The 26757-nt window shown below is 48.1% G+C and carries 21 protein-coding genes; 5 read left to right on the forward strand and 16 right to left on the reverse strand.

The genetic code is table 11. From position 1 onward, the window contains the following. Positions 1-2 precede the first annotated feature (2 nt). The 7 genes from mraY to mraZ are packed head-to-tail and all read right to left on the reverse strand — an operon-like array spanning position 3 to position 7485. On the reverse strand, positions 3-1085 hold the full coding sequence (mraY, locus tag NE536_RS19290; protein WP_107403417.1) for a phospho-N-acetylmuramoyl-pentapeptide-transferase: 1083 nt from the start codon (positions 1083-1085) through the stop codon (positions 3-5). Further along, a complete protein-coding gene (locus NE536_RS19295; protein WP_259544382.1) occupies positions 1086-2468 on the reverse strand; it encodes a UDP-N-acetylmuramoyl-tripeptide--D-alanyl-D-alanine ligase in 1383 nt (460 codons plus the stop codon). Next, positions 2465-3964 carry a UDP-N-acetylmuramoyl-L-alanyl-D-glutamate--2,6-diaminopimelate ligase gene (murE, locus tag NE536_RS19300; protein ID WP_261273703.1) on the reverse strand — a complete coding sequence of 500 codons (1500 nt, stop codon included), beginning with the start codon at positions 3962-3964 and terminating at the stop codon, positions 2465-2467. The genes NE536_RS19295 and murE overlap by 4 nt, the downstream gene beginning before the upstream one ends. Then, the gene (locus NE536_RS19305) at positions 3961-5715 is read right to left on the reverse strand and encodes a penicillin-binding transpeptidase domain-containing protein (RefSeq protein ID WP_261273704.1); all 1755 of its coding nucleotides are present in this window, start codon (positions 5713-5715) and stop codon (positions 3961-3963) included. The genes murE and NE536_RS19305 overlap by 4 nt, the downstream gene beginning before the upstream one ends. Positions 5716-5728: 13 nt before the next feature. Next, a complete protein-coding gene (gene ftsL / locus NE536_RS19310; protein ID WP_006079887.1) occupies positions 5729-6043 on the reverse strand; it encodes a cell division protein FtsL in 315 nt (104 codons plus the stop codon). A 10-nt stretch (positions 6044-6053) separates the two neighbouring features. Then, positions 6054-6995: a 16S rRNA (cytosine(1402)-N(4))-methyltransferase RsmH gene (gene rsmH / locus NE536_RS19315; protein WP_261273705.1), complete on the reverse strand. Its 942-nt coding sequence runs from the start codon at positions 6993-6995 to the stop codon at positions 6054-6056. Between the two features lie 31 nt (positions 6996-7026). After that, positions 7027-7485, reverse strand: coding sequence for a division/cell wall cluster transcriptional repressor MraZ (mraZ, locus tag NE536_RS19320; RefSeq protein ID WP_006079885.1), 459 nt, complete (start codon positions 7483-7485; stop codon positions 7027-7029). 738 nt (positions 7486-8223) lie between these two features. On the opposite strand from mraZ, the gene NE536_RS19325 reads away from it, so the two are divergent. Next, positions 8224-8553 carry a hypothetical protein gene (locus NE536_RS19325; RefSeq protein WP_006079884.1) on the forward strand — a complete coding sequence of 110 codons (330 nt, stop codon included), beginning with the start codon at positions 8224-8226 and terminating at the stop codon, positions 8551-8553. Positions 8554-8706: 153 nt separating this feature from the next. On the opposite strand, the gene glpK is transcribed toward NE536_RS19325, so the two are convergent. Then, positions 8707-10191 carry a glycerol kinase GlpK gene (gene glpK, locus NE536_RS19330; RefSeq protein WP_261273706.1) on the reverse strand — a complete coding sequence of 495 codons (1485 nt, stop codon included), beginning with the start codon at positions 10189-10191 and terminating at the stop codon, positions 8707-8709. A gap of 318 nt (positions 10192-10509) precedes the next feature. On the opposite strand from glpK, the gene NE536_RS19335 reads away from it, so the two are divergent. Beyond that, entirely contained in the window at positions 10510-11808 is a 1299-nt protein-coding gene (locus NE536_RS19335) for an NAD(P)/FAD-dependent oxidoreductase (protein WP_261273707.1), read from the forward strand. Positions 11809-11855: 47 nt separating this feature from the next. Here NE536_RS19335 and NE536_RS19340 read toward each other — a convergent pair whose 3' ends face one another. The 5 genes from NE536_RS19340 to leuA form a co-directional block, all read right to left on the reverse strand. Then, positions 11856-13205 (reverse strand): outer membrane protein transport protein, encoded by a 1350-nt coding sequence (locus tag NE536_RS19340; protein ID WP_261273708.1) that lies wholly within the window; start codon positions 13203-13205, stop codon positions 11856-11858. A 527-nt stretch (positions 13206-13732) separates the two neighbouring features. Beyond that, complete coding sequence (gene leuD / locus NE536_RS19345; protein WP_261273709.1) at positions 13733-14338, reverse strand: 3-isopropylmalate dehydratase small subunit; 606 nt, start codon at positions 14336-14338, stop codon at positions 13733-13735. A gap of 27 nt (positions 14339-14365) precedes the next feature. After that, the gene (leuC, locus tag NE536_RS19350; RefSeq protein ID WP_261273710.1) at positions 14366-15772 is read right to left on the reverse strand and encodes a 3-isopropylmalate dehydratase large subunit; all 1407 of its coding nucleotides are present in this window, start codon (positions 15770-15772) and stop codon (positions 14366-14368) included. After that, positions 15772-16866 carry a 3-isopropylmalate dehydrogenase gene (gene leuB, locus NE536_RS19355; protein WP_261273711.1) on the reverse strand — a complete coding sequence of 365 codons (1095 nt, stop codon included), beginning with the start codon at positions 16864-16866 and terminating at the stop codon, positions 15772-15774. Before leuB ends, leuC begins: the two co-directional genes overlap by 1 nt. 70 nt (positions 16867-16936) lie before the next feature. After that, the gene (gene leuA / locus NE536_RS19360) at positions 16937-18505 is read right to left on the reverse strand and encodes a 2-isopropylmalate synthase (RefSeq protein ID WP_011787768.1); all 1569 of its coding nucleotides are present in this window, start codon (positions 18503-18505) and stop codon (positions 16937-16939) included. Between the two features lie 507 nt (positions 18506-19012). On the opposite strand from leuA, the gene NE536_RS19365 reads away from it, so the two are divergent. Continuing rightward, complete coding sequence (locus NE536_RS19365; RefSeq protein WP_261273712.1) at positions 19013-20794, forward strand: diguanylate cyclase domain-containing protein; 1782 nt, start codon at positions 19013-19015, stop codon at positions 20792-20794. On the opposite strand, the gene recQ is transcribed toward NE536_RS19365, so the two are convergent. Beyond that, positions 20776-22599: a DNA helicase RecQ gene (gene recQ, locus NE536_RS19370; protein WP_012586599.1), complete on the reverse strand. Its 1824-nt coding sequence runs from the start codon at positions 22597-22599 to the stop codon at positions 20776-20778. The two genes, NE536_RS19365 and recQ, sit on opposite strands and share 19 nt — an antisense overlap. Positions 22600-22927: 328 nt before the next feature. Here recQ and NE536_RS19375 point away from each other — a divergent pair, with 328 nt between their 5' ends. Then, complete coding sequence (locus NE536_RS19375; protein ID WP_261273713.1) at positions 22928-23392, forward strand: thioesterase family protein; 465 nt, start codon at positions 22928-22930, stop codon at positions 23390-23392. Between the two features lie 200 nt (positions 23393-23592). After that, the gene (rarD, locus tag NE536_RS19380; RefSeq protein WP_261273714.1) at positions 23593-24477 is read left to right on the forward strand and encodes an EamA family transporter RarD; all 885 of its coding nucleotides are present in this window, start codon (positions 23593-23595) and stop codon (positions 24475-24477) included. Between the two features lie 49 nt (positions 24478-24526). Here rarD and NE536_RS19385 read toward each other — a convergent pair whose 3' ends face one another. Together NE536_RS19385 and argA are read right to left on the reverse strand one after the other, a co-directional pair. After that, on the reverse strand, positions 24527-25045 hold the full coding sequence (locus NE536_RS19385; protein ID WP_261273715.1) for a PH domain-containing protein: 519 nt from the start codon (positions 25043-25045) through the stop codon (positions 24527-24529). 119 nt (positions 25046-25164) lie between these two features. After that, the gene (argA, locus tag NE536_RS19390; protein WP_106648335.1) at positions 25165-26484 is read right to left on the reverse strand and encodes an amino-acid N-acetyltransferase; all 1320 of its coding nucleotides are present in this window, start codon (positions 26482-26484) and stop codon (positions 25165-25167) included. Between the last annotated feature and the right edge of the window lie 273 nt (positions 26485-26757).

Raw genomic sequence — 26757 nt, forward strand, 5'->3', positions numbered from 1 at the left:
AATTACCTTAACTTCAACGTGGCTAAGCCAAGTAAGACGAGGAATATCGAGATAATCCAAAAACGCACTATCACTCGAGGTTCGGGCCAACCTTTTAACTCATAGTGATGGTGTATCGGCGCCATGCGGAAAATACGCTGGCCGCGTAACTTGTACGAACCTACCTGCAGAATGACTGACAGGGTTTCCATCACGAACACGCCGCCCATGATCACTAACAAAATTTCTTGGCGAACGAGCACTGCAATTGTGCCCAGTGCAGCACCTAATGACAGAGAACCCACATCGCCCATGAAGACTTGCGCGGGATAAGTGTTGAACCACAAAAAGCCCAGACCCGCACCGACAATGGCGGTACAGACAATCACAAGCTCACCCGAACCGGGTAAATGCGGAATATGTAAGTAGTTCGCAAACTGCGCGTGACCGGACAAATAAGCAATCAAGGCAAACGCCGCCGCGACCATTACCGTCGGCATAATGGCCAAACCGTCGAGGCCGTCGGTTAAGTTCACCGCATTACTCGACCCCACAATAGTGAAGTACGCCAATACGATAAATACGGCGCCAAGTTGCGGCATCACGTCTTTAAAGAAAGGCACCACTAACTGGGTTTCACCTGGATTTACCGCTGTGGCATATAGGAAAAAAGCAATGAGCAGCGCAGCCAAAGATTGCAGAATGTACTTCCAGCGCGCGATCAAACCTTTAGTGTCTTTACGCACCACTTTGCGGTAATCGTCGATAAAGCCGATCAGACCGAAACTGCCGAGCACAAACAACATCACCCACACATAGCGGCTACCGAGATCGCCCCACAGCAACACACTGATGAAGATAGCGGCCAATATCAGCAAGCCACCCATAGTCGGCGTGCCACGCTTACTAAAATGTGATTCTGGACCATCGTTACGCACGACCTGACCAATTTGCAGTAATTGCAAACGTTCAATCAGTTTAGGGCCAAACCATAAGCTAAAAACCAATGCGGTTAATAAGCCTAAAATGGCTCGAAACGTCACATAGGAAAACACGTTAAACCCGGTATGAAAACGGGTTAAATACTCGGCCAGATATACCAGCATTTACACTAACTCCCCACGCCCGAAGGCTACTGTTAGTCCATCCACGACCCGCTCCATGGCGGCGCTACGTGAACCTTTAACGAGAACCGTTACCTGTCCCGGTAACTGGTTAATATGCTTTATGAGTTTTTCTACTAACGTCGCCACACTGTCATAGTGCTCCGCACCGAAAGCTTGGCTCGTATGCTGACTTAACGTTCCGGTGCAAAACAAGGCATCTATCCCCTGTTGCTTGGCCAGTTGCCCTAGTTCAGCGTGTAAAAGGGGCGCATTGTCGCCTAATTCTCCTAAATCTCCCAGTACCAGACAGCGATTTTCAGAAATTTCCTTTAACCAAGCGATTGCCGCCCCAACGGACACAGGATTCGCGTTATAGCTATCGTCGATTAGACGAACGCGTCCCAATTGACTCGGCTGCATGCGCCCTTTCACTGGCGTTAATTGGCTTAAGCCTTCGGCGATCTCTGTCAAACTTAATCCCAAGGCAATACAAACACTTGCAGCGGCTAGTGCATTACTCACCTGATGGCGACCCGCCAGCGGTAGTACCACTTGGCAAGATTCACCTGAGTAATTGAGCATAAAACGATAGCAACCATCGGCATTGGCCTTATGACCTGTAGCGATGATATCGATATGACGTTTAGCAGCACCATCTTGCTGGGAGAAGCTCAGTTGCTTATAAGGTCTTGCCTTAACGCTCATAAAATCGGCGAAGGCATCATCGGCGTTGATGATGGCGGTGCCATCGGCCTGCAGATGATTAAAAATTTCCGACTTAGCCTGCGCGACACCCGCTTGCGATCCAAATCCTTCTAAGTGGGCACTGCCGACGTTATTCACCAGCGCCACGTTCGGACGCACGAGTCCCGAGGTGTAATCAATTTCACCTTTATGGTTAGCCCCGAGCTCGAATATCCCAAACTCATCCGCTGGCGTTAAACGCAGCAAGGTAAGCGGCACACCGATTTCATTATTGAAGTTACCAGCGGTATAGAGGATTTGATGCTTTGCCGACAGAATGGTCGCGATCATTTCCTTCACGCTGGTCTTGCCGTTTGAGCCTGTTAACGCCACGCAAATCGGATTGATTTGATCACGGACATAAGCCCCTATCGCGCCCATGGCTTTTTGGCAATCGGGCACAATCAGCTGCGGAATATCAAAGGCTAATTCGCGCTCGACCATTAACGCCGCGGCGCCGTTCTCAATAGCGGTTGCAGCAAAATCATGGCCATCAAAACGCTCACCCTTTAAGGCTACAAACAGGGTTGCAGCGCCGATTTTGCGGCTATCACTGCTTAAATCTTCGATGGTGACGTCGTCACCGACTCGAAACGTACCTAAGTGTTGACTTAGGGTCTCGAGAGAAAGAGGGATCATCTTAATTGCTCCGATAACTGGCGTGCCAGGGCGCGTTCATCATAGTCATGACGCACACCTGCCGCCTCTTGGTAAGTTTCGTGGCCTTTACCCGCCAGCAAGATCACATCGCCCGGTTTCGCCAATGCCACAACCTCTTTAATTGCTGCGATACGGTCAACCTGAGTCAATGCCTGCTGAGGGTTGATTAGCCCTTGGATAATATCGGTAATAATTTGCGCGGGGTCTTCACTACGCGCATTGTCGCTGGTCACCATAATGCGGTCGGCATATTGCTCTGCGGCTTTGCCCATCAAAGGACGCTTGCCCTTATCACGGTCGCCACCACAGCCAAATACGCACCATAAATCACCGGCACAATGGCGACGTAGCGCGTTTAACGCTTGTTCAATCGCATCTGGTGTATGGGCATAATCGACCACTAAGGTAATGTTATTCGCAGTTGTGAAACGCTCCATACGACCTGCGACGGGCGTTAGGTATTGCACTTGCTCGGCTAACGCTTTCATATCAAAACCTTGCAGATACAAGGCTGAGAGCGCCGCGAGTAAATTAGAAAGATTAAAGGCACCAAGTAGTGGGGAGTGAATTTGAGTTTCGCCCTCGGGCCAGACTAAGGTTGCACTGACGCCTTGATCGTCAAACTTGGCATTTTTAGTATAAAAAGCCGCACCTTGATGACCTTCAATACTAAAGCCCCACATTTGCGCAGGCACAGATTTAAGTTCAGTTAACCAAGATGCGCCAACTGCGTCGTCGAGATTCAATAAACCGTGACCTAAGGTGCTGAAACGAAATAGGCTTTGCTTAGCGGCGGCATAGCTTTCCATGTCGCCGTGGTAATCGAGGTGATCGCGCGTCAGATTGGTAAACACGGCAACATCGAATGGTACTGCATCGACGCGGCCTTGCACTAAGCCGTGGCTCGACACTTCCATGGCGCAGACACTCGCGCCTTGGGCTTCAAAGTCATGCAACTGACGCATTAGGGTAATCGCATCGGCTGTGGTGTTACCGCTATCGACGAGCTCGCCCCAGAGTCCATTGCCAAGGGTGCCCATCACGGCGGCTTTGCGGCCGAGCGACGTTATCAGCTGGGCAATCAGTTGGCTTGTCGAGGTTTTACCATTGGTGCCAGTAATACCAATCACCCCAAGGGATGTTGTCGCAGACTGATGCGCTAAGGGATAACGCTGGGCGGCGATGGCTGATACTTGGCGACTCAACTGGAAGACATAAATCTGTACGCCGTGCTCGGCATTATCGCTGTGCAACACTTTGCCATGCTGATCAGCATCATCCGTGTGGACTAATACGGCTGCAGCACCTAAATCTAAGGCTTTTTCAATAAACTGTCTGCCATCGACCTTATGCCCTGGCAGTGCCAAAAACACATCGCCGCGACGTATTGCGCGGCTATCTAAGGTCAAATCGTTGAAGGACTGCGCGCCGGCATAATGCAGCCAAGGCGCAAGCAGATCCCGTAATAACATCATTCTGCTCTCCCGGCGGCGATACCCGCCAATTGCACTTGTTCTTTGTCGGTAATGGGTTCAACGTTTAACATTTGCAGTGCGCCAGACATGACTTTGGCAAATGCAGGCCCCGCCACTGAACCACCATAATAGAGATCGCCCTTAGGCTCGTTCACGACGACCACTATCGCTAACTTAGGATTATTCGCCGGGGCAACACCCGCAAATAAAGCAACATAATCATCACCATAACCGCCAGCAACCGCCTTACGGCTTGTACCAGACTTGCCCGCAACTGGATAACCGTCGATATGCGCTAAGGTGCCCGTGCCGCCTTTTTCTGTCACGCCAACCAGCATTTGCATCACATCGTGGGCCACATCTTCAGAAATGACTCGCTCACCGACTGGTGGCTTTTTCAGTTTCATAATTGAGACGGGAAATAAAGTACCGCCATTGCCTAAGGTGGCGTACATGCGCGCAAGTTGAAGTGTTGTTGCCGTTAAGCCGTAACCAAACGACAAGGTGGCACGTTCAAAGTCTGACCAACGGTGGCGATCTTGAATCAAGCCAGCGCTTTCACCCGTGAGGTTAATTCCCGAAAAGCTGCCAAGTCCCATGGATTGATAGGTGCCGAGTAACTGCTGCACCGGAATAGACAAGGCCAATTTACTGATGCCGACGTTACTGGATTTCGCCAGAATACGCGCCAAACTCATGTCGCCATAGTTGGCAGGGTCGCGCACTTGGCGGCCGCCTAAACGCATCCAACCCGGTGAAGTGGCAATAATATCGGTCGATTTAACTGTACCAGCTTCAAGCGCGGCAGCCACAACAAAGGGCTTAATGGTCGAACCTGGCTCGAAGGTATCTGTCATGGCGCGATTACGCATTCTGAAGGTTTGCAGATTGTCGCGCGCATTGGGGTTGTACGATGGCGTATTAACCATAGCCAAGACTTCACCAGTGTGAATATCGAGTACGACGATGGAACCTGAGGTCGCTTGGTTCATTTCTGTGGTGCGTTTCAGCTCGCGGTACGCTAACTGCTGAATCCGTTGATCTATGCTGAGCACAAGATCATTCGGGCTTTCGCCTTCTTGGATAATATCGAGGCGCTCAACCACATGACCATCGCGGGATTTACGCACTTTCTGTTTTGAAGGCGTGCCCGTTAGCCAGCTGTTATAAGCATTTTCTACGCCTTCAATCCCAACATCATCAATGTTTGTGATACCGATAAGCTGAGCAGTGATTTCACCACCAGGGTAATAGCGGCGGGATTCAGATTTGAGGAAAACACCGGGTAATTTCAGCTGAGTAATATAATCCGCAACCGCAGGGGTAATTTGGCGTTTCAAGTAGGTAAAGCGTTTGGTGGGATTACTGCGCACCCGATCTAATATGTCTTCTACTGGTTCATGCAACACATCAGCTAAAGCTTGCCAGCGGCGCATATCCGCAAAGCCATTGTTATCGTTAACTTGTTTAGGATCGGCCCAAACGGCACGCACTGGCACACTGACGGCCAACATGTCGCCATTGCGATCTGTGATCAAACCACGCTGAACCTCACGGCTCGTGGTCCGTAAGGTACGCATATCGCTTTCATGGCGTAATTTGTCAGGTTCGATAATTTGAATGTAGGCTGCGCGTCCCACTAGGCTGCAAAATAGCGTACACACAAACCCCACCACTACGTATAAACGCCAATGGATTAGTTGCGGTTTCTGCGGTTTGCTTACCCGTTTGATTTTCGCTTGCCTAGTCATATCTTCCCTATACTCACGGCACCTTTACCACAACTTCTTCGCTGGGTAACGGACGACTCATGTTGAGTTCCTTAGAGGCAATGCGCGTAATACGACTGTGTTCAGTCTGCGATTGCTCCTCTAATAATAAATTGCGCCACTCAATATCTAATCTGTCTCGCTCTTGCAGTAACTGGTCCCACTGGGTCGTTAGTTGGCGGCTAATATGGCTGCCATAAACAACCGCGACCGCATTGCAGAGCACGAGCAGAGCTAATAACAAGATCCATTTGTGCAGCCATAAATCGTGTAAGACGATCCGTGGCAGATTGATCGAGGGCTTACTCACAGTGCGCCCCTTAGTAATCTAAACGCTCGGCAATGCGTAACACTGAGCTGCGAGCTCTGGCATTGCGTTCGATTTCTTCGTCGGATGGCATAATCGCCTTGCCCACGGCGCGTAACTTACGCGACTTGTTAATTTGATCCTCAGTGACCGGAAAACCGTGCGGCACACTTTCGCCTTGGCTATGGCGGCGAATAAAGCGCTTCACGATACGATCTTCTAAAGAGTGGAAACTGATGACCGACAAGCGCCCTTGGGGAGCCAGCACATTGACTGCACCTTCAAGCGCTTGATCAATTTGATCTAACTCACTATTAATATAAATCCGGATGGCCTGAAACACCCGAGTCGCAGGGTGCTTATTACGCTCTTTACTTTTAGTGATACGCGCGATCAAATCGGCTAAATCTTTAGTTCGTAAAAACGGGGTTTTATCACGATCCGCTGCGATACAACGGGCAATATGACGAGCGTTTTTCTCTTCGCCGTAGGTTTTAAATACCCAAGCCATATCCTCTATTTCTGCGCGAGCTAACCACTGAGCAGCTGTTTGGCCTTGGCTGTTATCCATGCGCATATCGAGCGGGCCATCACGCATAAAACTAAAACCACGTTCGGCATCGTCAAGCTGAGGTGAAGACACACCTAAATCGAGTAATACGCCATCTATTTTGCCCACTAGCCCAAGCTCTTCGACGTAATCGGCTAATTGGCCAAAACCACCATGCACGATTTGAAAGCGAGGATCGTCAGCAAATTGTTTCGCCGCTTCAATCGCTTGGGGATCTCTGTCGATGGCGATCAATCGACCATGTTCACCGAGTTGTTGTAATACTTGTCTTGAATGACCACCGCGGCCAAACGTGCCATCGATATAGATGCCATCGTCTTTGATGTTTAAACCGCCAACCGTTTCTGCTAGCAGTACGGATAAATGGGCAAATTCTTGACTCATTACTCTCTTCTTATTTAGTTATCACGACTCGTTAAAGTGAAAAATCCGCGAGGCGCTCGTTACTGGCAAGCTCCTCACTTCGAATCGTTTCCTGACACTCATCGATTTGCTGCAGCCAAGATTGCTCATCCCACAGCTCAAATTTATTCAATTGCCCCACCAGCATGATGCGCTTATCTAAATTGGCATATTGCCTTAGCGGTGGCGGCAGTAATATGCGCCCATTACCGTCGAGCTCCACTTCGTGGGCATAACCAAGTAACAGACGTTTCAACGATCGCTGGGTTTTATCGGTATCGGAAAGCGTTAACAACTTAGCTTCGATCAATTCCCATTCATGGATTGGATACAAGAGTAAACAGGCGGATTGGATGTCGACGGTAATCACGATGCGGCCTTGGTGCTCAAGCTGCAAAGGTTCGCGGTATCGCACTGGAATAGCGATCCGTCCCTTTGTATCTAAGTTGATAGCACTGGCTCCACGAAACACGCTAATTCATCCTTTCCTGTGATTTTTGATCCACAAATATCCACTATTTCCCACAACTGCTAAGTTTAGGGACAGTCGACAAGCAATGTCAAGGGATGGGATCCTTTTATAAATCCAGTCGGCAAGCGGGTTAGCAGCATGTTGAGCACTTAACCTAGCGACAAACTTTTGACATGAAAGACCACGAGAGATCGACTAAACAGAAGAAACTACAGGAATAAATTGCGCCGAAATATTCAGCAACCTTTTGCTTTCAGGCGCTTGCGATGAAAAAAATGGAGGATTAATTCTGTATTTGTGGGATTTTACGGGCCGAGGAATAACCTTAAACCCAAAAAAGTAACAAAACAAACTTAAATTCAACCTTATTAGACAGTCAAAAAAGAGTTGGATTTAGCACGAAAATCTAAATAATTATCCGAAATAAAGACGATCATCTTTTTGCAGATGATGGAATATTAATGTCACGATTGCGAGAAAGCTCAACGTTCCCACTCCAAATCCCGCAAAGCACCACGCGAATCCAACAATTCACCTCAATTTTGCATTCGCTACTATTGTTCCTTCTCAACCACTGTGGTTCCTTCACAATGAGTGCCGCTTTGGTTAGCATCGATTGCTCATGCTTAGATCTTAACCCCCCCCTCATTCGCCTTAACGACTTAAACCGCGTATAGTCTAAATATTGACCGACTCCTGCCGATAACATGTTAAGAGGTGTAATAACAAGGAGGCGTTATGAGTGGATTGGATAGCATTTATGCCATGCTGGCGCAGCCAGTGAAAGCCGTGTTGCACCCTAAACGGGTCGTCGACCAAGTGAGTAGTGCAACCGCAAATGCCCCCGATAGCCATGAAACACCGCAGTCGCAGTTACCCCCAACGTTAGAAGGGCGCGACGCGAAAGTCAGGGAGAGGCGCAAAGATGCTGATAACAACAAGAATAAGAAACGCCGCGCATCGGATGAGCCCGAAGAATTAAAAGAAGGTGTCGTGCTTGAAGTGACCGACGATACCGCGGAAATCAAAAAGCCACCAAGCCAACATATTATTGATGTTGAAGTATAAATCCGTACTGATATAAAACGGAAAAGGCGCAATCCCATGGGATTAGCGCCTTTTTATTCACCGCAATCGAGTCATATTTCAAACCAACTCAATATCAAATTTAAGCATGCCTCAAGTCAAAGAACTCAAATTGAGTAGCTTAAGTCGAATAGCTTAGGCGCGAGTTCTGGCGACGGCATCCTGCCAACCTGCGTATAACCGCACCCGAGTCTCGGCATCAATATTGGGGATAAAATGCTTATCGATACAAGCCTTATGTTCAAGCTCAATGACACTCTCCCAAAAGCCCACTGCCAGCCCAGCTAAAAATGCCGCGCCCAAAGCCGTTGTCTCACAAACACTCGGCCTTAATACTTCGACATCGGTGATATCGGCTTGAAACTGCATCAAAAAATCATTGGCGACCGCGCCGCCATCGACCTTCAAACGCTTAAGGCTAACGCCACTGTCTTTAGTCATAGCATCGAGTAAATCTTTACTCTGATAAGCGATAGATTCTAACGCCGCCCGAATAATATGATTACGGTTGGCGCCACGGGTTAAACCAAAGAGTGCGCCACGGGCATTGGGATCCCAATAGGGCGCCCCGAGTCCCACAAAGGCTGGCACCAGATATACGCCATTGGTATCTGCAACCTTAGAGGCAAAATACTCAGTATCACTGGCGTCACGAATAAGCCCCAGTTCATCCCGCAGCCATTGAATAGTCGCGCCACCCATGAAGACTGAACCTTCGAGGGCATAGTTCACTTCGCCCTTCGGTCCCACGGCAACGGTGGTCAGTAACCCATGGTTAGAGCGCACCGCTTTGGTCCCGGTATTCATCAATAAAAAACAACCAGTGCCATAGGTATTCTTCGCCATGCCGGGCTCGACACACAGCTGGCCAAAAAGCGCCGCTTGTTGGTCGCCCGCCATCCCCGCGACTTGGATTTCACTGCCTTCACCGGCAATCCGCGTAGTGCCATACACGCTGCAGGAAGGCTTAACTTCTGGCAACATCGACAAGGGAATGTCTAAAGCTTCAAGTAACTTGTTATCCCAAGTCAGGCTATGGATATTAAACAGCAGAGTACGGGCGGCATTGGTGGGATCGGTGACATGCACTTTGCCCTCGGTTAACTTCCACACTAGCCAAGTATCGATAGTGCCGAACAACAACTCACCGCGTTCAGCTTGCGCACGGGCATTGGGCACATTATCTAGAATCCACTTGATCTTAGTGCCTGAAAAATAAGGGTCAAGTAATAGGCCCGTGTTTTCACGCACATACTCTTCTAGCCCTTGGGCTTTGAGTTGCTCACAAATTTCAGAGCTGCGACGGCACTGCCACACAATCGCGTTATAGATAGGTTTGCCTGTGGATTTCTCCCAAATTACAGTAGTTTCCCGCTGATTGGTAATGCCAATCGCGGCCACTTGATCGCTGTGGATCCCCGCGCGCGCCAGCACTTCAATTAATACTGAACTTTGGCTTGCCCAGATCTCCATGGGATCATGCTCGACCCAACCCGGATTTGGATACAACTGGGTGAATTCCCGCTGGGACACGCTGACAATGTTTGCGTCGTGATCGAACACTATCGCCCTTGAGCTGGTCGTGCCTTGATCTAAGGCCACCACGTATTTTTTCTGCACGCTTTCCTATCCTATTTCTATTCCGAGTAACACTCTGAATGCCCACGAGTTTTGCTCTATCACCACAACTACGGACTTAAAAAATAATTGTGGATACTGAATATATTCGCAATAACGCCCTATGACCAGCCCAACAGCGACGTTGCCCTAGCGTGGGCTAATTCAAATAAATCATAGAAAGCATACAAATAGAGTTGCAAACAACTAAAGACGGCCTACGCTTACATATAATTAGAAAAATCTAATTGATAGAAATTCAGTGAATGCCAACACCGAGGTCGACGCATTGATGATTTAATCTGTTTGAAGGAATGCATGATGAAAAGAGTGATAGTGATAGGTGCAGGACTGGGTGGCGTTTCCGCCGCATTTGAACTTAAGCAACGACTTCCGGCCGACTGCGAAGTAGGAGTGATCAGTGAAGGAGACTATTTTCAGTTTGTTCCATCCAATCCTTGGATTGCCTTGGGGGAGCGAACACGTGATGAAATTAGCCTACCGATAGGCGCTTACTTGAATAAGCGCAAGATCAGTTACTCGGGTGAAGGCGTTACCTATATCGATCCTATTAAGCGTCAGCTCACTCTAGGCAACGGCAGCACCGATCACTATGACTATCTTGTGATCTGCTCAGGCCCCAAACTCGCCTTCGAGAATGTGCCTGGTGCGGGTCCCGAAGGTTTCACTCAATCTATCTGTACGTTAGATCATGCGGAAAAAGCCTATGCGTGTTTTCAGCAACTACTCGCCTCACCCGGCCCCGTCGTAGTTGGCGCATTACAAGGAGCCAGTTGCTTCGGGCCCGCCTACGAATATGTGTTATCACTCGAACACTTATTGAGAAAACATAAAATTCGCCAGCATGTTCCCATCACTTTTGTCACTAGCGAACCCTATGTTGGCCATATGGGATTAGGTGGCGTTGGTGATTCTAAGTCCTTAATGGAACATGAGTTTAGAGAGCGAAGTATCAAATGGATTTGCAATGCAAAAACCACTCACTTCGAGCCAGGCATGGCCTATGTGGATGAACTAGATAGAAGAGGTGAAGTTGAGTTTCAACATGAGCTACCTTTCTCGCTCGCCATGTTTCTGCCGCCTTTCAAGGGCAGCGCAGCGATTGCAGCCGTGCCCGAACTCTGTAATGAAAAGGGCTTTGTGTTGACCGATAGCTATCAACGCTCACCACGTTATCCCGAGATCTACGCCGCAGGTGTCTGTGTGGCGCTGCCGCCACTGGAAAAAACTCCCGTTCCTATTGGTGTGCCTAAGACTGGCTTTATGATCGAATCCATGACCACTGCAATTGTGGATAATATTCTCGCCAGCTTAAAAGGCGAGTCTCCCAACACTAAACCCACACTCAATGCGATTTGTCTGGCCGATATGGGCGACAAAGGCGCCGCATTTGTCGCTTTACCCCAAAATCCACCGCGCAATGCTAACTGGACCTCCATGGGTAAATGGGTACATGTCGCCAAAATTGCCTTTGAGAAATATTTCCTCTACAAAGTTCGCCACGGAACGAGTGAGCCCATCTATGAAAAATATGTGCTCGGCAGTTTAGGTATCCATCGAACCCATGAGCCTGAAGATCCAAAACCACCTCAAGAATAAAACAAAAAAGCCCTGAAGATTCAGGGCTTGATTAAACTACGTAGAACTTACATCGTATAGCTCATCTGGATACCCGCAAGCCACACATCGCCGCTTGCTTCGCCGTTAAAGTTAACCGTCGCTAGATTCAATAGATTTTGTTGCTCGTTGATGGGCGCATCGCCTGTTGCTTTGATATAGGTTACAGCAAAATCAACGTTCAGATTCTTAGTTGCCTGATAACCGGCGCCCACAGAGAACCACAGACGGTCAGAGTCTGGAATTGTGGTTGTGCGCCACTCGTCCTGCGCCGCCGTTTTATCTAGCGCCACACCGGCACGCACTAACCAAGCATTATTGACTTGGTAAGTGGTTCCCAGCGCGAAGCGCCAGTTATCTTCGAAGTGTTCTTCTTTAACTAAATCAGACTCTAAACCGCCCTTAGGTTTAACCTCGCCAGGGAAATACGCCACCAGTTGATCGAATACACTCCAATCGGTCCAGTTCACACTCGCGTGCATGGCCCAGTTATCGGTCAATTGGTGATGGGAAGCAATTTCTGCAAAAGCAGGCAATTCAAGTGGTAAATACCCTTCGATAGATACATCTTGGCCGCCGGTATAAATCACACCTGAAGCATGACCATCTAGCTCTAATTTAACGCCACTGTGATACGCAAAACCTAAACGGTGAGCGGGATTAATCTGCCAGCTTGCACCTAACTGCCAGCCGTAACCGATATCATCACCCTTCATGCTCTTAAGCTCAGTACCACCTGGTGGCAACACAGCCTGCACTGGAGCCGGCAGAGCAGGCTTGATACCATCGACCCAACCGGGTAATGAGGCACCAATTTCGCCCTCACCATAAACAATACGTACACCAGCACCGACGCTGACAGCGTCATTGATGCGATAAGCGATGTTTGGATTAAACTCAACTGTGGTAACCGAAGTCTTATTACCAAAAATGGCCGCGGCGTGGGTCGCAGGTAATTCGGTGGCTAGACCATAGTTAGAGTTTACCGCTAGGCCCCAAGTCCATTGATCATTTAGCTGATTCGAGTAGTAAAAGTTAGGTACCAGTGCATCATCGGCCACATCGAGTGCATCGCCGCCTTTCATTTTAACGGGTTCAGGGCCAAGCAACGGCGAGCTAAGGCTGACATCACCAGTCACATCGACATTTGGCATCACATAAATGCCACCCGCAGAGAGCTGACGACCTTCAAGGTAAGTCAGCATGGCTGGATTTCGACCTTGAGCCGAAGCGTTATCCGCCATAGCCGCTTCACCCGCAAAAGCACGGCCTAACCCAGTGGCAGAATATTCGGCTAATTGAAAACCAGCGGCATGGAGTTGAGTCGTTGAACTTAACAAGGCTGCAGTGACAGCCAAAGTCAGAAGACGTTTTTGCATCATTATTCTCTAATCATATTATTGTTATCTGTACTACTCAAATGAGTACTGCGGCGTTCAGGCAAAATAGAGCAAAGACTCCAGATTGAATGCGCAGCAGTTTACTTATGCAGAAGATGTTTGCAACCAAAGGAGATAAAACAGACAAAAACTCTAGACAATCACGACTTTAAAACAGATTTAGTGACCAATATCACCATTTAAACAAAACTCAGCCTAGATACGCCCAGTTATTATTCGCCACGCTGATTAACTCAAAATAGTAAAATCACAAAAATAACCAGAATAAACAATACAATAAAATCAAAAATAGCATAAACACGTGTAAATCATTCTGATGTAACAAATTCAGCATAAATCACTATCGATTCAGAAATTCTATGGCGCACAACCAGCAGTGAAAATTTATTATTTAAAATACAATAAGTTAAACTTTTTATGGATGATGATTTAAAACAAAAGCGCCTAGGTGCTAACCTAGGCGCTTAAATATGGACTCAACACCAGTACAAATGTGCGCTGAAAGTTTAGCAGCGCCAACCTTGGATTTGAGTTTCGTACTGACTGATTTGCGCAGCATGGGACAAGGTCAGCCCAATAGCATCTAACCCATTGAGTAGCTTATGTCTCGCCGACTCAGCCAGCGTAAAACTAAACTCTGCCCCCGACGGAGCAATGACTTTGCAGCTTGTGAGCTCGACTGTGATTTGTGCGCCTTCTTCTGCGGCCACTTCATCCATCAACTGACGCACCTCTGCATGGGTTAACGCCACAGGCAATAGGCCATTATTGATTGAGTTACCGTAAAAAATGTCAGCAAAACTCGGCGCAATAATCGCACGTAGGCCAAAGTCCGCCAGCGCCCAAGGCGCATGTTCGCGGCTTGAACCACAACCAAAGTTTTCCTGCGCCAACAGAATCGACGCGCCTTTATAGCGGCTTTGATTCAATGAAAACTCAGGATTTGGCACATCGCCCGCATCATCTAAATAACGCCAGTCGTGGAATAAGTGCACACCAAAACCATCGCGCGTCACCTTAGACAAAAACTGTTTCGGAATGATCTGATCCGTATCGATATTGGTGCTGTCTATCATGACCGCAAGCCCGCTATGGGTTGTAAAAGGTTGCATTAACTTCTCCTCTTGGGTTTACGGTAATTAGTAAGGTTTACGAATATCGACAAAATGCCCTGCCACCGCAGCAGCTGCGGCCATTGCTGGACTCACCAAATGGGTACGACTGCCGCGACCTTGGCGACCTTCGAAGTTACGATTACTGGTCGAGGCGCAGCGATCGCCCGCTTCTAATCTGTCGTCATTCATCGCTAAACACATAGAACAACCCGGTAAACGCCACTCAAACCCTGCTTCGATAAAGATTTTATCTAAGCCCTCGGCTTCAGCTTGGGCTTTCACTTGGCCAGAACCTGGAACGACAATGGCGGTGACGCCACTCGCGACTTTACGTCCTTTGGCATGTACGGCGGCGCTGCGTAAATCTTCAATCCGTGAGTTAGTACAAGAACCGATAAACACCTTATTGATACTGATATCTGTCATCGGTGTGCCCGCACTCAGGCCAATGTATTCTAAAGCCTTTTCCATACTAGCTCGGGTGCTTGGGTTGGCTTCATCAATAGGATTAGGCACTTTGCCATCAATCGCAACTACTTGTCCTGGGTTAGTGCCCCAGGTCAATTGCGGCGCAATGTCGGCGGCATCTAACTCAACGACAGCATCAAACACCGCGCCGTCATCGGTTTTAATGGCTTTCCAGTAAGCGACAGCCTCTGCCCAATCTTCGCCCTTTGGCGCAAATTCACGGCCAGCTAAATAATCGAAAGTGGTTTGATCTGGCGCGACCATGCCCGCCTTAGCGCCCATCTCAATCGCCATGTTGCACACTGTCATGCGCCCTTCCATCGACAGGGCTTCAATCGCCTCACCGCAGAACTCCACCACGTATCCAGTACCACCATCCATGCCGATTTTGCCGATAATGGCGAGTACGATATCTTTGGCGGTCACGCCATCGGTGACATGACCACGCACTTCAATCTTCATAGTCTTAGCTTTTAACTGACGCAGGGTTTGCGTTGCTAACACGTGCTCAACTTCAGATGTACCAATCCCAAACGCCAATGCCCCAAAGGCGCCATGGGTCGCGGTATGGGAATCGCCACAGACAATCACAGTACCGGGCAAGGTAATGCCAAGTTCGGGCCCCATCACATGCACAATCCCTTGATTAGGATGATGAATGTCGTATAAACGCACGCCAAAGTCTTTACAGTTTTGCGCTAGGGTTTCTACCTGAGTGCGCGCCATCGGACTTAAAGCATCTAAGCTAGCGCTGCGGGTTGAAGTGTTGTGATCCATAGTGGCAAAGGTTTTTTCCGGCGCGCGCAGTTTGCGACCCGCGACCTTCAAACCGCTGAATGCTTGAGGTGACGTCACTTCATGGACTAAATGTCTGTCGACATAAATAACCGGCGCCTCACCCTCGGGAGCTGCAACGATATGTGCATCCCATACTTTTTGGTACAAGGTCTTTGCGTTCGTCATTACACACCTTCCTTTATAGCATTGGCGATAAAGTCACCCATTTCTGCCGTCGATTTCGCTTCACTACGCTTGTCGCTGCTCAACAGCTCGCCGGTTAAATAGCCAGAGTTCAAGGCTTTGCTCACGGCGCGCTCAATCGCACTCGCCGCTTCTTCTTGTTTCAAGCTATGACGCAACATTAATGCTGCTGACAGAATTTGGGCGATAGGGTTTGCAATGCCTTTGCCCGCGATATCCGGCGCACTGCCACCCGCTGGTTCGAATAAACCAAAGCCAGTGCTGTTCATGCTCGCCGATGACAACAAGCCCATAGAGCCCGTTAACATCGCGATTTCATCGGATAAAATGTCGCCAAACAGGTTAGAACATAGCATCACATCGAACTCATCGGGACGACGTAGCAACTGCATGGTCGCATTATCGATATAGATGTGTTCAAGCTCGACATCGGGGAAGTCCACCGCCACTTCTTCAACCACTTGGCGCCATAACACTGAACAGGCGAGCACATTGGCTTTATCCACTGAGGTCACTTTTTTACGGCGACCACGGGCGGCTTCGAAGGCGATGCGGGCGATACGGCTAATTTCACGGCGGCTATAACGCATGGTATCGAAAGCTTCTTCATTTTCGCCTTCGCCTTGACGGCCCTTTGGCTTACCAAAATAAATGCCGCCGGTTAGCTCGCGTACACATAAAACATCAAAGCCACGGGCGGAAATATCGCTACGCAGCGGTGACATATGTTCTAAGCCATCATGCAATTTAGCTGGGCGTAGATTACAAAACAGTTCGAAGTGACCACGCAGCGGCAATAGCGCGCCGCGCTCAGGTTGTTCATTTGGCGGTAACTTTTCCCACTTAGGGCCGCCGACTGAGCCAAACAGGATCGCATCGGCCGCTTCGCACCCTTTTAGCGTGGCATCGGGTAGTGGACAACCGTGGTTATCGATGGCAATACCGCCGACATCGTATTGCGTATATTCGATATTCAAATCGAATCGCGCTTCCACTTCACGTAGCACTTTACGCGCCTCTGCCATCACTTCTGGGCCGATCCCGTCCCCTGCTAATACTGCTACTTGATAACTCATACGCCAGCCAACTCCTTTAAATGTGAATGCTTTATGCTCGACCTTGCTATTCTTTGGATGCTTTTAGCGACTAGACGCCGCCTAGCTCTCGATTCTTTTGCATGCTTTGTTTGTAATCGGCGACCTTGTCTGCGCGGCACGTTAAGTTCATCACATGCACTAAAGCACGCGCCGAGGCTTCAACGACATCAGTCGCTAAACCTACCCCGTGGAAGTTTTGCTCGTGGTAAACGGCGGTAATGTCCACTTGACCTAAGGCATTTTGGCCTACGCCCTTAGCGCCTAACTTGTAGCTGATGATGTCGATACGACGATCAGTTGCACGGGCAATGGCGTTATAGGCGGCATCAACGGGACCATTGCCCGTTGCGGCTTCAGTTTTAATTTCGCCGCCCACTTCGATACGCACAGTCGCCGTAGCAACACCTTCGGTAGAGTCAGACTGCACCACTAATTGCTGCAATTGATAGTGATTATCTTCTTCGGCCTGCGCTTCCATAAAGGCCAAGGCTTCTAAATCATAATCAAATACTTGGCCTTTTTTATCTGCCAATTTCAGAAACTCTTCATACAGAGTATCCATATTGTAATCGTGCTCGCTATAGCCCATTTCTTCCATGCGATGCTTGATCACATGGCGACCAGAGCGCGAAGTCATATTCAAATTGTTGCGATTCAAACCTATGCTTTCTGGGGTCATGATTTCATAGGTATTTTGCGCTTTCAGCATGCCATCCTGATGGATACCCGACGAATGGGTGAACGCATTGGCACCGACAATCGCCTTGTTCGCCTGCACTGGCATATTGCATAACTGGCTGACTAAATTAGAAGTACGGTGAATTTCTTTGGCATTAATGCCGGTTTCTAGCCCTAACATGCCCTTACGCGTCGCTAAGATCATCGCGATCTCTTCCAATGAACAGTTACCCGCACGCTCACCTATGCCATTGATGGTACATTCAATTTGACGCGCACCGTGCTGTACAGCGGTAATTGAGTTAGCCACAGATAAACCTAAGTCATCATGGCAATGCACTGAGATCACCGCTTGGTCGATATTCGGCACACGGTTAAACAGGGTTTGGATAATATTGCCAAACTCGCTTGGCACTGTGTAACCGACCGTATCGGGAATGTTAATGGTACGCGCGCCAGCAAGAATGGCGGCCTCCACCATGCGACACAGATTGTCGATTGGCGTACGTCCCGCATCCTCACAGGAAAACTCCACGTCGTCGGTAAAGCGGCGGGCGTATTTCACGGCGCCTACGGCCATCTCTAACACTTGATCGAAAGAACGCTTCAACTTGCTCTCAACGTGAATCGTCGATGTCGAGATAAACGTATGGATACGGAACTGATCTGCAACAGACAAGGCCTGCGCCGCGGCATCTATGTCCTTTTCAAGTGCACGGGATAACGCACAAACGCGGCTATTTTTGATGGTGCGCGCTATGGTTTGCACCGACTCAAAATCACCGGGTGATGAGACAGGAAAACCCACTTCCATCACATCAACACCTAGACGTTCCAGCGCCATGGCGATCTGTAACTTTTCTTTGACCGAAAGGCTTGCGGCTAACGCCTGCTCACCATCACGTAAGGTCGTATCAAATATAATTACTCTGTTAGACATCTCGCTTCTCCATGGAACGTCACCGTTCATTATTTAACTTTTGCCGTATTCAGATACAAAAAACCCCGCAACATTGGTGCGGGGTTTGTGAATGCTTTGCCTATTTATCGAGCGTGCAACACTAAGACCTCCGCGTATAAACCGCGAGGAGAGAGAGGAGGAGGTCGAGTTTGCTGCTAATTCTATTCATTTTATTTAAATATTTATTCTGTTCAAATAATCTAGGACGGTTAATATTTAACTTGCCTAGCCAAGAGTGTCAACCCTAATTTTTTCATATTCCACTGTTCCGCCCCGTCTTAAGGTCAATAAATGTGAGTTTTATCGCCAAATTAGTGATCGACCCCACAGAATTAACCCGCTGTTTGGATTCAGAAATCACTGGGATGTGTTAACTTATTTCTCTTAGAAAAAAATAGTTTTTTATGCAAAAAATGATTAAGTAAAGTTATAATCCCGCCTTAGTGATTACGGATATTAGAGCTTACGCATTTTATGGAGCACAAAATGGATTTTCGCGTCTTAGTACTGGGCCTATTGTTATGGCTGTTCTCCTTTGGGGCCAGTGCTATAGACCAGTTAGATGAGCTCACAGAACTCGTCTACCAATATCCCAGTAAAGCCCTGACTCAAATCACTGCTTTAGAAAAACAATTTACCACCCGCGCAACTTCTGACATTAATCGACTCAGATTGAGCGTGTTGAAATGCCAAAATCTGCTGCAACTGGGTGAGAACGAAGCTGCAATCAACGTGGCACAGCTAGGCGAGGCCAATGCTAAACAGCTTAAGCTCGATCAGGTTCGCCCCTATTTTTTGATTTGCCAAGCCGACGCCAACCTCAACTACAACAATATTCAAAATGCGCTGCTCTTGCTGGATTCCGCTATTACCTTAGCGCGACGTTACCAACAGCCTCAAGCCCTAGTCGATGCCTTACGTTTACGTGGTCAACTCGATACCGACACAGATAACTTCTCCTCTGCCATCGAGGATTTACGTCTGGCCATCGATATTTATCCAGATATTCATACTCAAACCCCAAATTGGGTTTGGCCTCCACAAGCCTATATTTATGCGGCCATGGGCAATTTACTCTACGCAACCCATGATTTCCCCCAGGCCATGTATTACACCAACTTAGGAATACAGAGCCCGGATGCCAAGGGTAAAGTGTTACACATCATTCTACGAAATGCGGCAAGAATAGCGCTCGATAATCAAGAATTCGATTACAGTGACCAACTCGAAAAACAAGCAAAGGCACTACTGCCTGAACTCGGTTCGCCACTAGAGCTTGCCTACAGCTATGCCATTTTGGCATCAATCTCGCTCGATAAAGGCCGAATCGACGCAGCAGAAGAATACCTTTCTATCGCCATCAATACCTTTAAGAAACACAATCAGCAATTGGCGATGATGCGCTCGACCCGCCTACTGGCCCAAATACGCTTTGCCCAACATCAAGACGATGCAGCCTTAACCTTAATGAATCACGCCATTGAGCAAGCTGAAAATCTAAAACAGTATTCTGATCTCAAAGGATTTTACGGGATCATGAGCGATCACTACTTAGAACAAGGGGATTTTAAGCAGGCCTATTCTTTCTTACTTAAACGTTATCGAGCTGCCGAACTCGCCAATCAAGGGATGAACACTGCACGAATATTGCAATTTAAAGCCCGCCTAAATCAGCAAGATCTGCAGCAGGATCAGAGTAGTCCTGCGCCAGAAAAGGCATCGATCCTCCAAGAGTTAAATCTAGATTGGGCCTATAGCACTCTGTTCTTAATTGCAATGACGTTACTCGGCGGTGCTATTTGGTATTTGATTGATAAGCAAAATAATCGCGCGCCCCGTATCGAAGGTGAGGAGCCTGCGGAAACTCTGCTCCAACAAGTCACATCGGCCTTAAACAGCGCCAAACAAGGTAATTACCCGCTGTCTTTATTACTTTTTAATGCGAGTCAAATACGGCAAGTTGACTTGCCGCCTCTGCAGGATGAGCTACAACACAGACTGCGTGAGCAAGATAAGTTAATCCGATATTCGATGGATGAAATTGTGATTATCCTACCGCACACCTCTGCAGCTGGTGCTAAAAAAGTAGTCAATCAATTAGTGGCCTGTATTCAGCCTTGGCAGGGGTCAAGCAAGGTCAATATTGGTATCGCGGCAATGCAACACTTTGATACGTTAGAGTCTTTAATTAAGCGCGCCAGTATCAATCAATTGGGCAAGGTTAAAATCAGTGAGAATAATCCAAACCATTATTCTCCCGCTAAATAAGCCGCGATTTCATCGAGAAAAGCGTCGCCGAAACGACTCAGTTTACGCTCGCCCACTCCGTTAACGGCGAGCATTTCCCCTGCACTGGTCGGCATCATGGCCGCCATTTCCGCCAGCGTTGCATCGTTAAACACTAAATAAGGCGGCACATCCTGCTGCTCAGCTATGGTTCTTCGCAGTAACTTGAGTCGCGCGAATAGCTTACGATCGTAGTTCAGCGGCGCCTTAGATTGGCTCACCTTGCGTTTTGTGGTCGTTAACTGAATACGAGGTTCGGCGAGCATTAACGCCACCTCACCTTTGAGCACAGGTCGTGCAGATGGGTTTAAGGTAATAGATGAACCTCGCGTCACATCTTGACTCGCCAGTCCCAAATGGATCAATTGACGGATCACGCTCAACCAATATTCATGGCTCTTGTCTTTACCAATCCCCCAAGTCGTGAGTTTATCATGGCCTCGGTCAACAATCGGGGCGCCTTTCGAGCCGCGCAACACTTCAATTAAGTGATTAATACCAAAACGCTGGCCTAAACGGAAAATACATGACAACACCTTTTGTGCATCTTCGGTGCCGTTATAACGCTTAGGCGGATCGAGGCAAATATCGCAGTTACCACAGGGCTCTAGTGCGCTCTCATCAAAGTAATGCAATAGCACTTGGCGACGGCAGGTTTGCGCCTCGGCAAACGCCGCCATGGTATTGAGTTTATGGAATTCGACTTGCTGCTGTGGCCCTGGCTCAGACTGTTCAATCAAATGTCGCACCCGGCCAATATCGGCAGGATCAAACAACATAAAGGCCTCGGCATCAAGCCCATCACGGCCGGCACGGCCCGTTTCCTGATAATAGGCTTCGATACTTTTAGGAATATCGTAATGCACCACAAAGCGCACATTCGATTTATTGATCCCCATACCGAAAGCCACAGTGGCGACAACGATATCGATTTGATCTTTAAGGAAACTGTCCTGCACTGCGCCACGATCTTCCTGCGTCATTCCCGCATGATAGGCCTTAGCATTAAAACCTTGCAGACATAAACGATCGGCTACTTCGTCGACACGGCGACGACTACTACAGTAAATAATCCCGTTGGTGCCATTTTGCTGGGTTAAAAAATGCCGTAACTGATTCGCAGCATTGAGCTTTTCCGCCACTGTGTAGCGAATATTAGGCCTGTCGAAACTCGAGAGTAAACGGAAAGGGTCAATCCCAAGTCGCTCGCAAATACTCTGCCGAGTCGCCTGATCCGCCGTTGCTGTCAGCGCCATCATAGGCACATAGGGGAAGAGTTGCTTTAACTGGCCGAGCGCCGCATATTCAGGGCGAAAATCATGACCCCATTGACTGATACAATGCGCCTCATCGATGGCAAACATCGCCAGCTGGAGCGACTGCATTCGCTCAATAAAATCAGCGCTTAATAAGCGCTCTGGTGACACATAAAGCAGTTTTAACTCACCGTGGCGCAGCTGCCTTAATACTTCGGCGCTCTGCTCTCGCGGCAATGAAGAATTGAGATAAGCCGCCGCAACACCGGTTTGCAACAAGCTATCGACTTGATCTTTCATCAAAGAAATCAATGGAGATACGACAATCGTAATGCCATCCATCAGCAACGCGGGGAGTTGATAGCACAGACTCTTACCACCGCCCGTTGGCATGATCACTAAGCAATCTTGCCCGCCGCAAACACGTTCTATCACCTCCCGCTGACCGTCCCTAAAGTCACGGTAACCAAACACCTGTGCTAGGCGTTGCGAGAGCGGATCATCATGCGTGTCGAGTACGAGCTTTTCCATGGATCTTCTATGTCAAAAGTGAGGGGGCCTATTCTATACCCAAACTAGTTCAAAATGCAGGATTCAACGGTAATTTAAAGTGCTTTAAACGAGGCAATTCACCACAATTGCAGCTATTTTAACCCTAGTGGGCTAAGCCAAAAATAACGAACGCGGGGTAAAATACTTTAAAAACTGCCGAAACTGTGTCGTCATTTTAGCGACAGAGTTGCATTCGCGGTGAGCTTCACTGTAGATTAATTGCTCTAAGCCGCACTTTGTTTATCTCAGTGTTGATAACAAATCCAATTACGCCTAATGCAGTCACTCAGTGACAAGGACCCAAAAAATGACCAGCCCAATCCAAGCCGAAGCTTTGAGAAGAGTCGCAGCAGTATTTGATCAACATGTTCCTTTTCATAATCTACTCGGACTTGATATCAAAAGTTACGACATTGATGGCGTCGAAGTGGTGATTAACATGAAGCCTGAGCTGATTGGCAACATTCACCAACAAATCCTCCACGGCGGTGTCACAGCTACAGTACTAGATGTGGTTGGCGGACTCACGGCCTTTGCAGGACTGGTCGCCAGTCGTGATGATTGGACGGTCGAAGAGCTGCAGCAACGCCTGCAAACCCTAGGGACGATTGATATGCGCATTGATTATCTTAGACCTGGCCGTGGCCAAATCTTTACTGGCACGGGTAGTGTCATTCGTGCGGGTAATCGAGTGTCTGTATGCCGCATGGAACTGCATAATGAACAAGGCACGCATATCGCTTTTGGAACAGGGACTTATATGGTGGGCTAGCCGTTTCACCGCAGATAACTCATTTACCGTATTAAAGATCAAAGCCAGTGAACATCTTGATTAGCAAGATGTTTACTGGCTCTAATCGGCCATTTAAACTCTTATCGAGATATTCTGTAACCAAAAGAACGCTGCGATGCCTTGAGTCAGCGGTCAGACACACCTACAATCGCCGTCTTGTTGTCCTTCGAAGATGTCTCATGCCAGATCTTGAATACCGCAAAGGGATCCTACTCGCCGTCAGTGCTTACTGTATGTGGGGGTTTGCGCCTTTATACTTCAAATTACTCAATCATGTTTCCGCTACCGAAATTTTGCTCCATCGGGTGATTTGGTCATTCGTGTTTATGTTGATCATCATGCAATTTATTGGCGGTTTTTCACGCTTACGCTTACTGTTTAAACAACCTAAGCAACTGATGGTTCTCGCCATTACTTCCATACTGATCGCGGGAAACTGGCTGCTATTTATCTGGGCAGTAAATAACGATCACATGCTCGATGCCAGCTTAGGTTACTTTATCAACCCTTTGCTCAACGTCTTGCTTGGCATGTTATTTCTAGGCGAAAGGTTACGTAAACTGCAATGGTTTGCGGTCGCTCTCGCCAGCGCTGGCGTGTTAATCCAATTAATCTCTTTTGGCTCTATTCCCATTGTCTCACTGGCACTCGCGGGCACCTTTGGTTTCTATGCACTGCTGCGAAAAAAGGTCAATGTGGATGCTAAGGCCGGTTTATTGGTCGAAACCGCAGTGTTATTACCGGTCGCGCTAATTTACCTCGTCGCGACCTTAGACACAGCAACAGCGAGCATGCTGACAAACGATTGGCAACTGAATCTGATGTTAATGGCGGCTGGGATAGTGACTACCATTCCTTTACTGTGTTTTGCAGGGGCGGCAGTACGGATTCCATTGTCTATGCTTGGTTTTTTCCAATATATCGGCCCAAGTATTATGTTTATCCTCGCGGTGAGTCTGTTTAATGAGCCCTTCGATGCCGAAAAAGGTGTGACCTTCGGCTTTATCTGGAGCGCGCTGCTCATCTTTACCTTAGATATGGCCTATAAACGCAAAACGGCGTGAGCATTATCACGCCGATAAACACAGTGGCAGAAGCGATGACATATGATGATTACTTCTGCAACTGTGCTAAAAACTCACTCCCTTGCGGTACTGTCAGTAATAAGCTGTAGCCTTTCGCCGTTGGCACTAACACTAACTGCGATTTATCTGTTATCGCCAAAAATGCCTTACCTTTTCCCTGTAGATTAAACCAGCCCAATTGAAATCCCGGCATGCCTATGCCGTTGGTTTTAAAGCTCGGAGTCAATTCTGCCTCTTGTTGCAAATCGACCATGCGTGCCTCGGCGGGCAATAAATCCGCGCGGGATAACTGCACTTTATAGAAGGGCACATCCAAGGTAAGCTCAGTATCGGTTAACACTAACTCGGCACTATTAGACTGATAAAATACCCAAGAAAATCCGCCCATCATCACCAGCAATATGCCTAAACTCGCTGACTTCGCTATCTTTGGCATATTTTTTAGCCATAACATCAGCAAGATACCCGCTAAACCGAGCAATAAGACGATAAAACTAAAGATAGAGGTTTGGGTTAAAGGGGCGAGTTCAAAAAATTGAGGACTCATTGGCAGTATCTCCCGTGCAGTGAAGTCTTAATCTGCCAACAAAGACATATTATGTCAATAAAAATGCCAGCGCTAATATGAGTACTAGGCTGGCATTGATTGGATTGATTTAGAACGGCTTAGAGATCGAGCGCGAGAATTTTGGAGCGGCGTTGATAGTTATACAACTGCTTTTTCTTCTGTGGCAGTGCTTCAACATCTTCAATCACAAAACCATGCTCGAGGAACCAGTGAATGCTCCGTGTTGTCAGCGCAAACAAGCGTGAATAACCGCGGTTTCTGGCCTGATTGATAATGTTCTTCAGCAGTAAGCTCCCTCTGTCGGCATCGCGATAATCGGGATGCACCACCAAACAGGCAAACTCGCCCGCATTGTCCTCTTCAAAAGGATAAAGCGCAGCGCAACCAATCACTAAACCATCACGTTCAATCAACATGAACTGTTCAATTTCAATCTCAAGCTGCTCACGACTACGACGCACCAGAATGCCTTGCTCCTCCAATGGACGAATAAGGTTCAGTACACCGCCAATATCGGCGATCGACGCACAGCGTAAACGCTCGGCACTCTCAGTCACGATTTGCGTGCCTATCCCTTCGCGAGAAAACAGTTCCTGCAGCAAAGCGCCATCTTCGAGGTAGCTAACTAAGTGACAACGCGGCACACCATTGCGGCAAGCATCAATACTCGCTTTCAAGAAAGCCATAGTGCCAATGCAGGCAGAACCTTGCTCGGCCAGCTTGTTCATGATGTTTTGCGCATCGTTCGGCATCAACTCGGCAATGACATCGCCATTGCGATCGAGAATACCGTTCTGTGAGCTAAAACCGATCATCTTATCTGCTTTGAGTTTGATCGCCACCTGGGTCGCGATTTCCTCGGCGGTCAGATTAAAACTTTCACCCGTCACAGAAGCTGCAATCGGCCCCATCAATACGATGCAGTGATTATCTAACTGACGTTTTAAGCCTTGCACATCGATACGACGCACTTTGCCACTCAGGCAAAAATCCACACCATTGTCGACACCAAGAGGTTGAGCAATCACAAAGTTTCCGCTCACTAAGTTAATTTGAGCGCCTTGCATCGGCGTATTGCTTAAGCTCATGGATAAACGCGCTGTGATATCAAATTGCAGTGCACCCGCAACTTGCTTGATCACTTTGAGCGAGTCTTCATCCGTAATACGCACGCCTTCGTGGTAGGCAGGTTCGATACCATTGACGGCTAATGCAGCATCAATCTGCGGCCTAGCGCCATACACCAACACCACTTTAATCCCTAAACTGTGCAGCAGGGCGACATCATTTAAGATGGCGCGGAAGTGATTCTGAGCCAAAGCTTCACCACCCAGCATGACCACAAAAGTTTTACCTCTGTGAGCATTAACATAGGGGGCAGAGTGACGAAATCCATCAACCAGTTCAGTGGTACGCACGCGTTATTTACACCTCATTTTTGAGCTGGCAGCGTCACTATGACATGCCAGGAATGAATCGCTAACTTTCGCGTATGGTATTGCATTTTAATTCACATATAAAGAATTTATTCTCACTAAAGTACAGTTTTAATGATTTAAAGTGCTTAGAACTGCACTATTTTATATTTTCAGCAAGTGTTCACACTTTTTTAACTTCACAGGGGATGATTCAGCGGCTTAAGTTTGCGAGGCAATTATCTCAACTTGATGACTAACTACTAAAAAAAGCGC

This window comes from Shewanella septentrionalis (assembly GCF_025370265.1).
In the GTDB taxonomy this organism is placed as follows: Bacteria; Pseudomonadota; Gammaproteobacteria; order Enterobacterales; family Shewanellaceae; genus Shewanella; species Shewanella hafniensis.

What these genes read in the sequence shown, in the direction of transcription:
- NE536_RS19375 (WP_261273713.1), top strand. Translation starts at nt 22,928, where the DNA reads ATGACCAGCCCAATCCAAGCCGAAGCTTTGAGAAGAGTCGCAGCAGTA.
- leuB (WP_261273711.1), bottom strand. Translation starts at nt 16,866, where the DNA reads ATGAGTTATCAAGTAGCAGTATTAGCAGGGGACGGGATCGGCCCAGAA.
- recQ (WP_012586599.1), bottom strand. Translation starts at nt 22,599, where the DNA reads ATGGAAAAGCTCGTACTCGACACGCATGATGATCCGCTCTCGCAACGC.
- mraY (WP_107403417.1), bottom strand. Translation starts at nt 1,085, where the DNA reads ATGCTGGTATATCTGGCCGAGTATTTAACCCGTTTTCATACCGGGTTT.
- NE536_RS19335 (WP_261273707.1), top strand. Translation starts at nt 10,510, where the DNA reads ATGAAAAGAGTGATAGTGATAGGTGCAGGACTGGGTGGCGTTTCCGCC.
- leuD (WP_261273709.1), bottom strand. Translation starts at nt 14,338, where the DNA reads ATGCAACCTTTTACAACCCATAGCGGGCTTGCGGTCATGATAGACAGC.
- NE536_RS19340 (WP_261273708.1), bottom strand. Translation starts at nt 13,205, where the DNA reads ATGCAAAAACGTCTTCTGACTTTGGCTGTCACTGCAGCCTTGTTAAGT.
- rsmH (WP_261273705.1), bottom strand. Translation starts at nt 6,995, where the DNA reads ATGAGTCAAGAATTTGCCCATTTATCCGTACTGCTAGCAGAAACGGTT.
- NE536_RS19295 (WP_259544382.1), bottom strand. Translation starts at nt 2,468, where the DNA reads ATGATCCCTCTTTCTCTCGAGACCCTAAGTCAACACTTAGGTACGTTT.
- NE536_RS19305 (WP_261273704.1), bottom strand. Translation starts at nt 5,715, where the DNA reads ATGACTAGGCAAGCGAAAATCAAACGGGTAAGCAAACCGCAGAAACCG.
- NE536_RS19365 (WP_261273712.1), top strand. Translation starts at nt 19,013, where the DNA reads ATGGATTTTCGCGTCTTAGTACTGGGCCTATTGTTATGGCTGTTCTCC.
- rarD (WP_261273714.1), top strand. Translation starts at nt 23,593, where the DNA reads ATGCCAGATCTTGAATACCGCAAAGGGATCCTACTCGCCGTCAGTGCT.
- NE536_RS19325 (WP_006079884.1), top strand. Translation starts at nt 8,224, where the DNA reads ATGAGTGGATTGGATAGCATTTATGCCATGCTGGCGCAGCCAGTGAAA.
- NE536_RS19385 (WP_261273715.1), bottom strand. Translation starts at nt 25,045, where the DNA reads ATGAGTCCTCAATTTTTTGAACTCGCCCCTTTAACCCAAACCTCTATC.
- leuC (WP_261273710.1), bottom strand. Translation starts at nt 15,772, where the DNA reads ATGACGAACGCAAAGACCTTGTACCAAAAAGTATGGGATGCACATATC.
- murE (WP_261273703.1), bottom strand. Translation starts at nt 3,964, where the DNA reads ATGATGTTATTACGGGATCTGCTTGCGCCTTGGCTGCATTATGCCGGC.
- leuA (WP_011787768.1), bottom strand. Translation starts at nt 18,505, where the DNA reads ATGTCTAACAGAGTAATTATATTTGATACGACCTTACGTGATGGTGAG.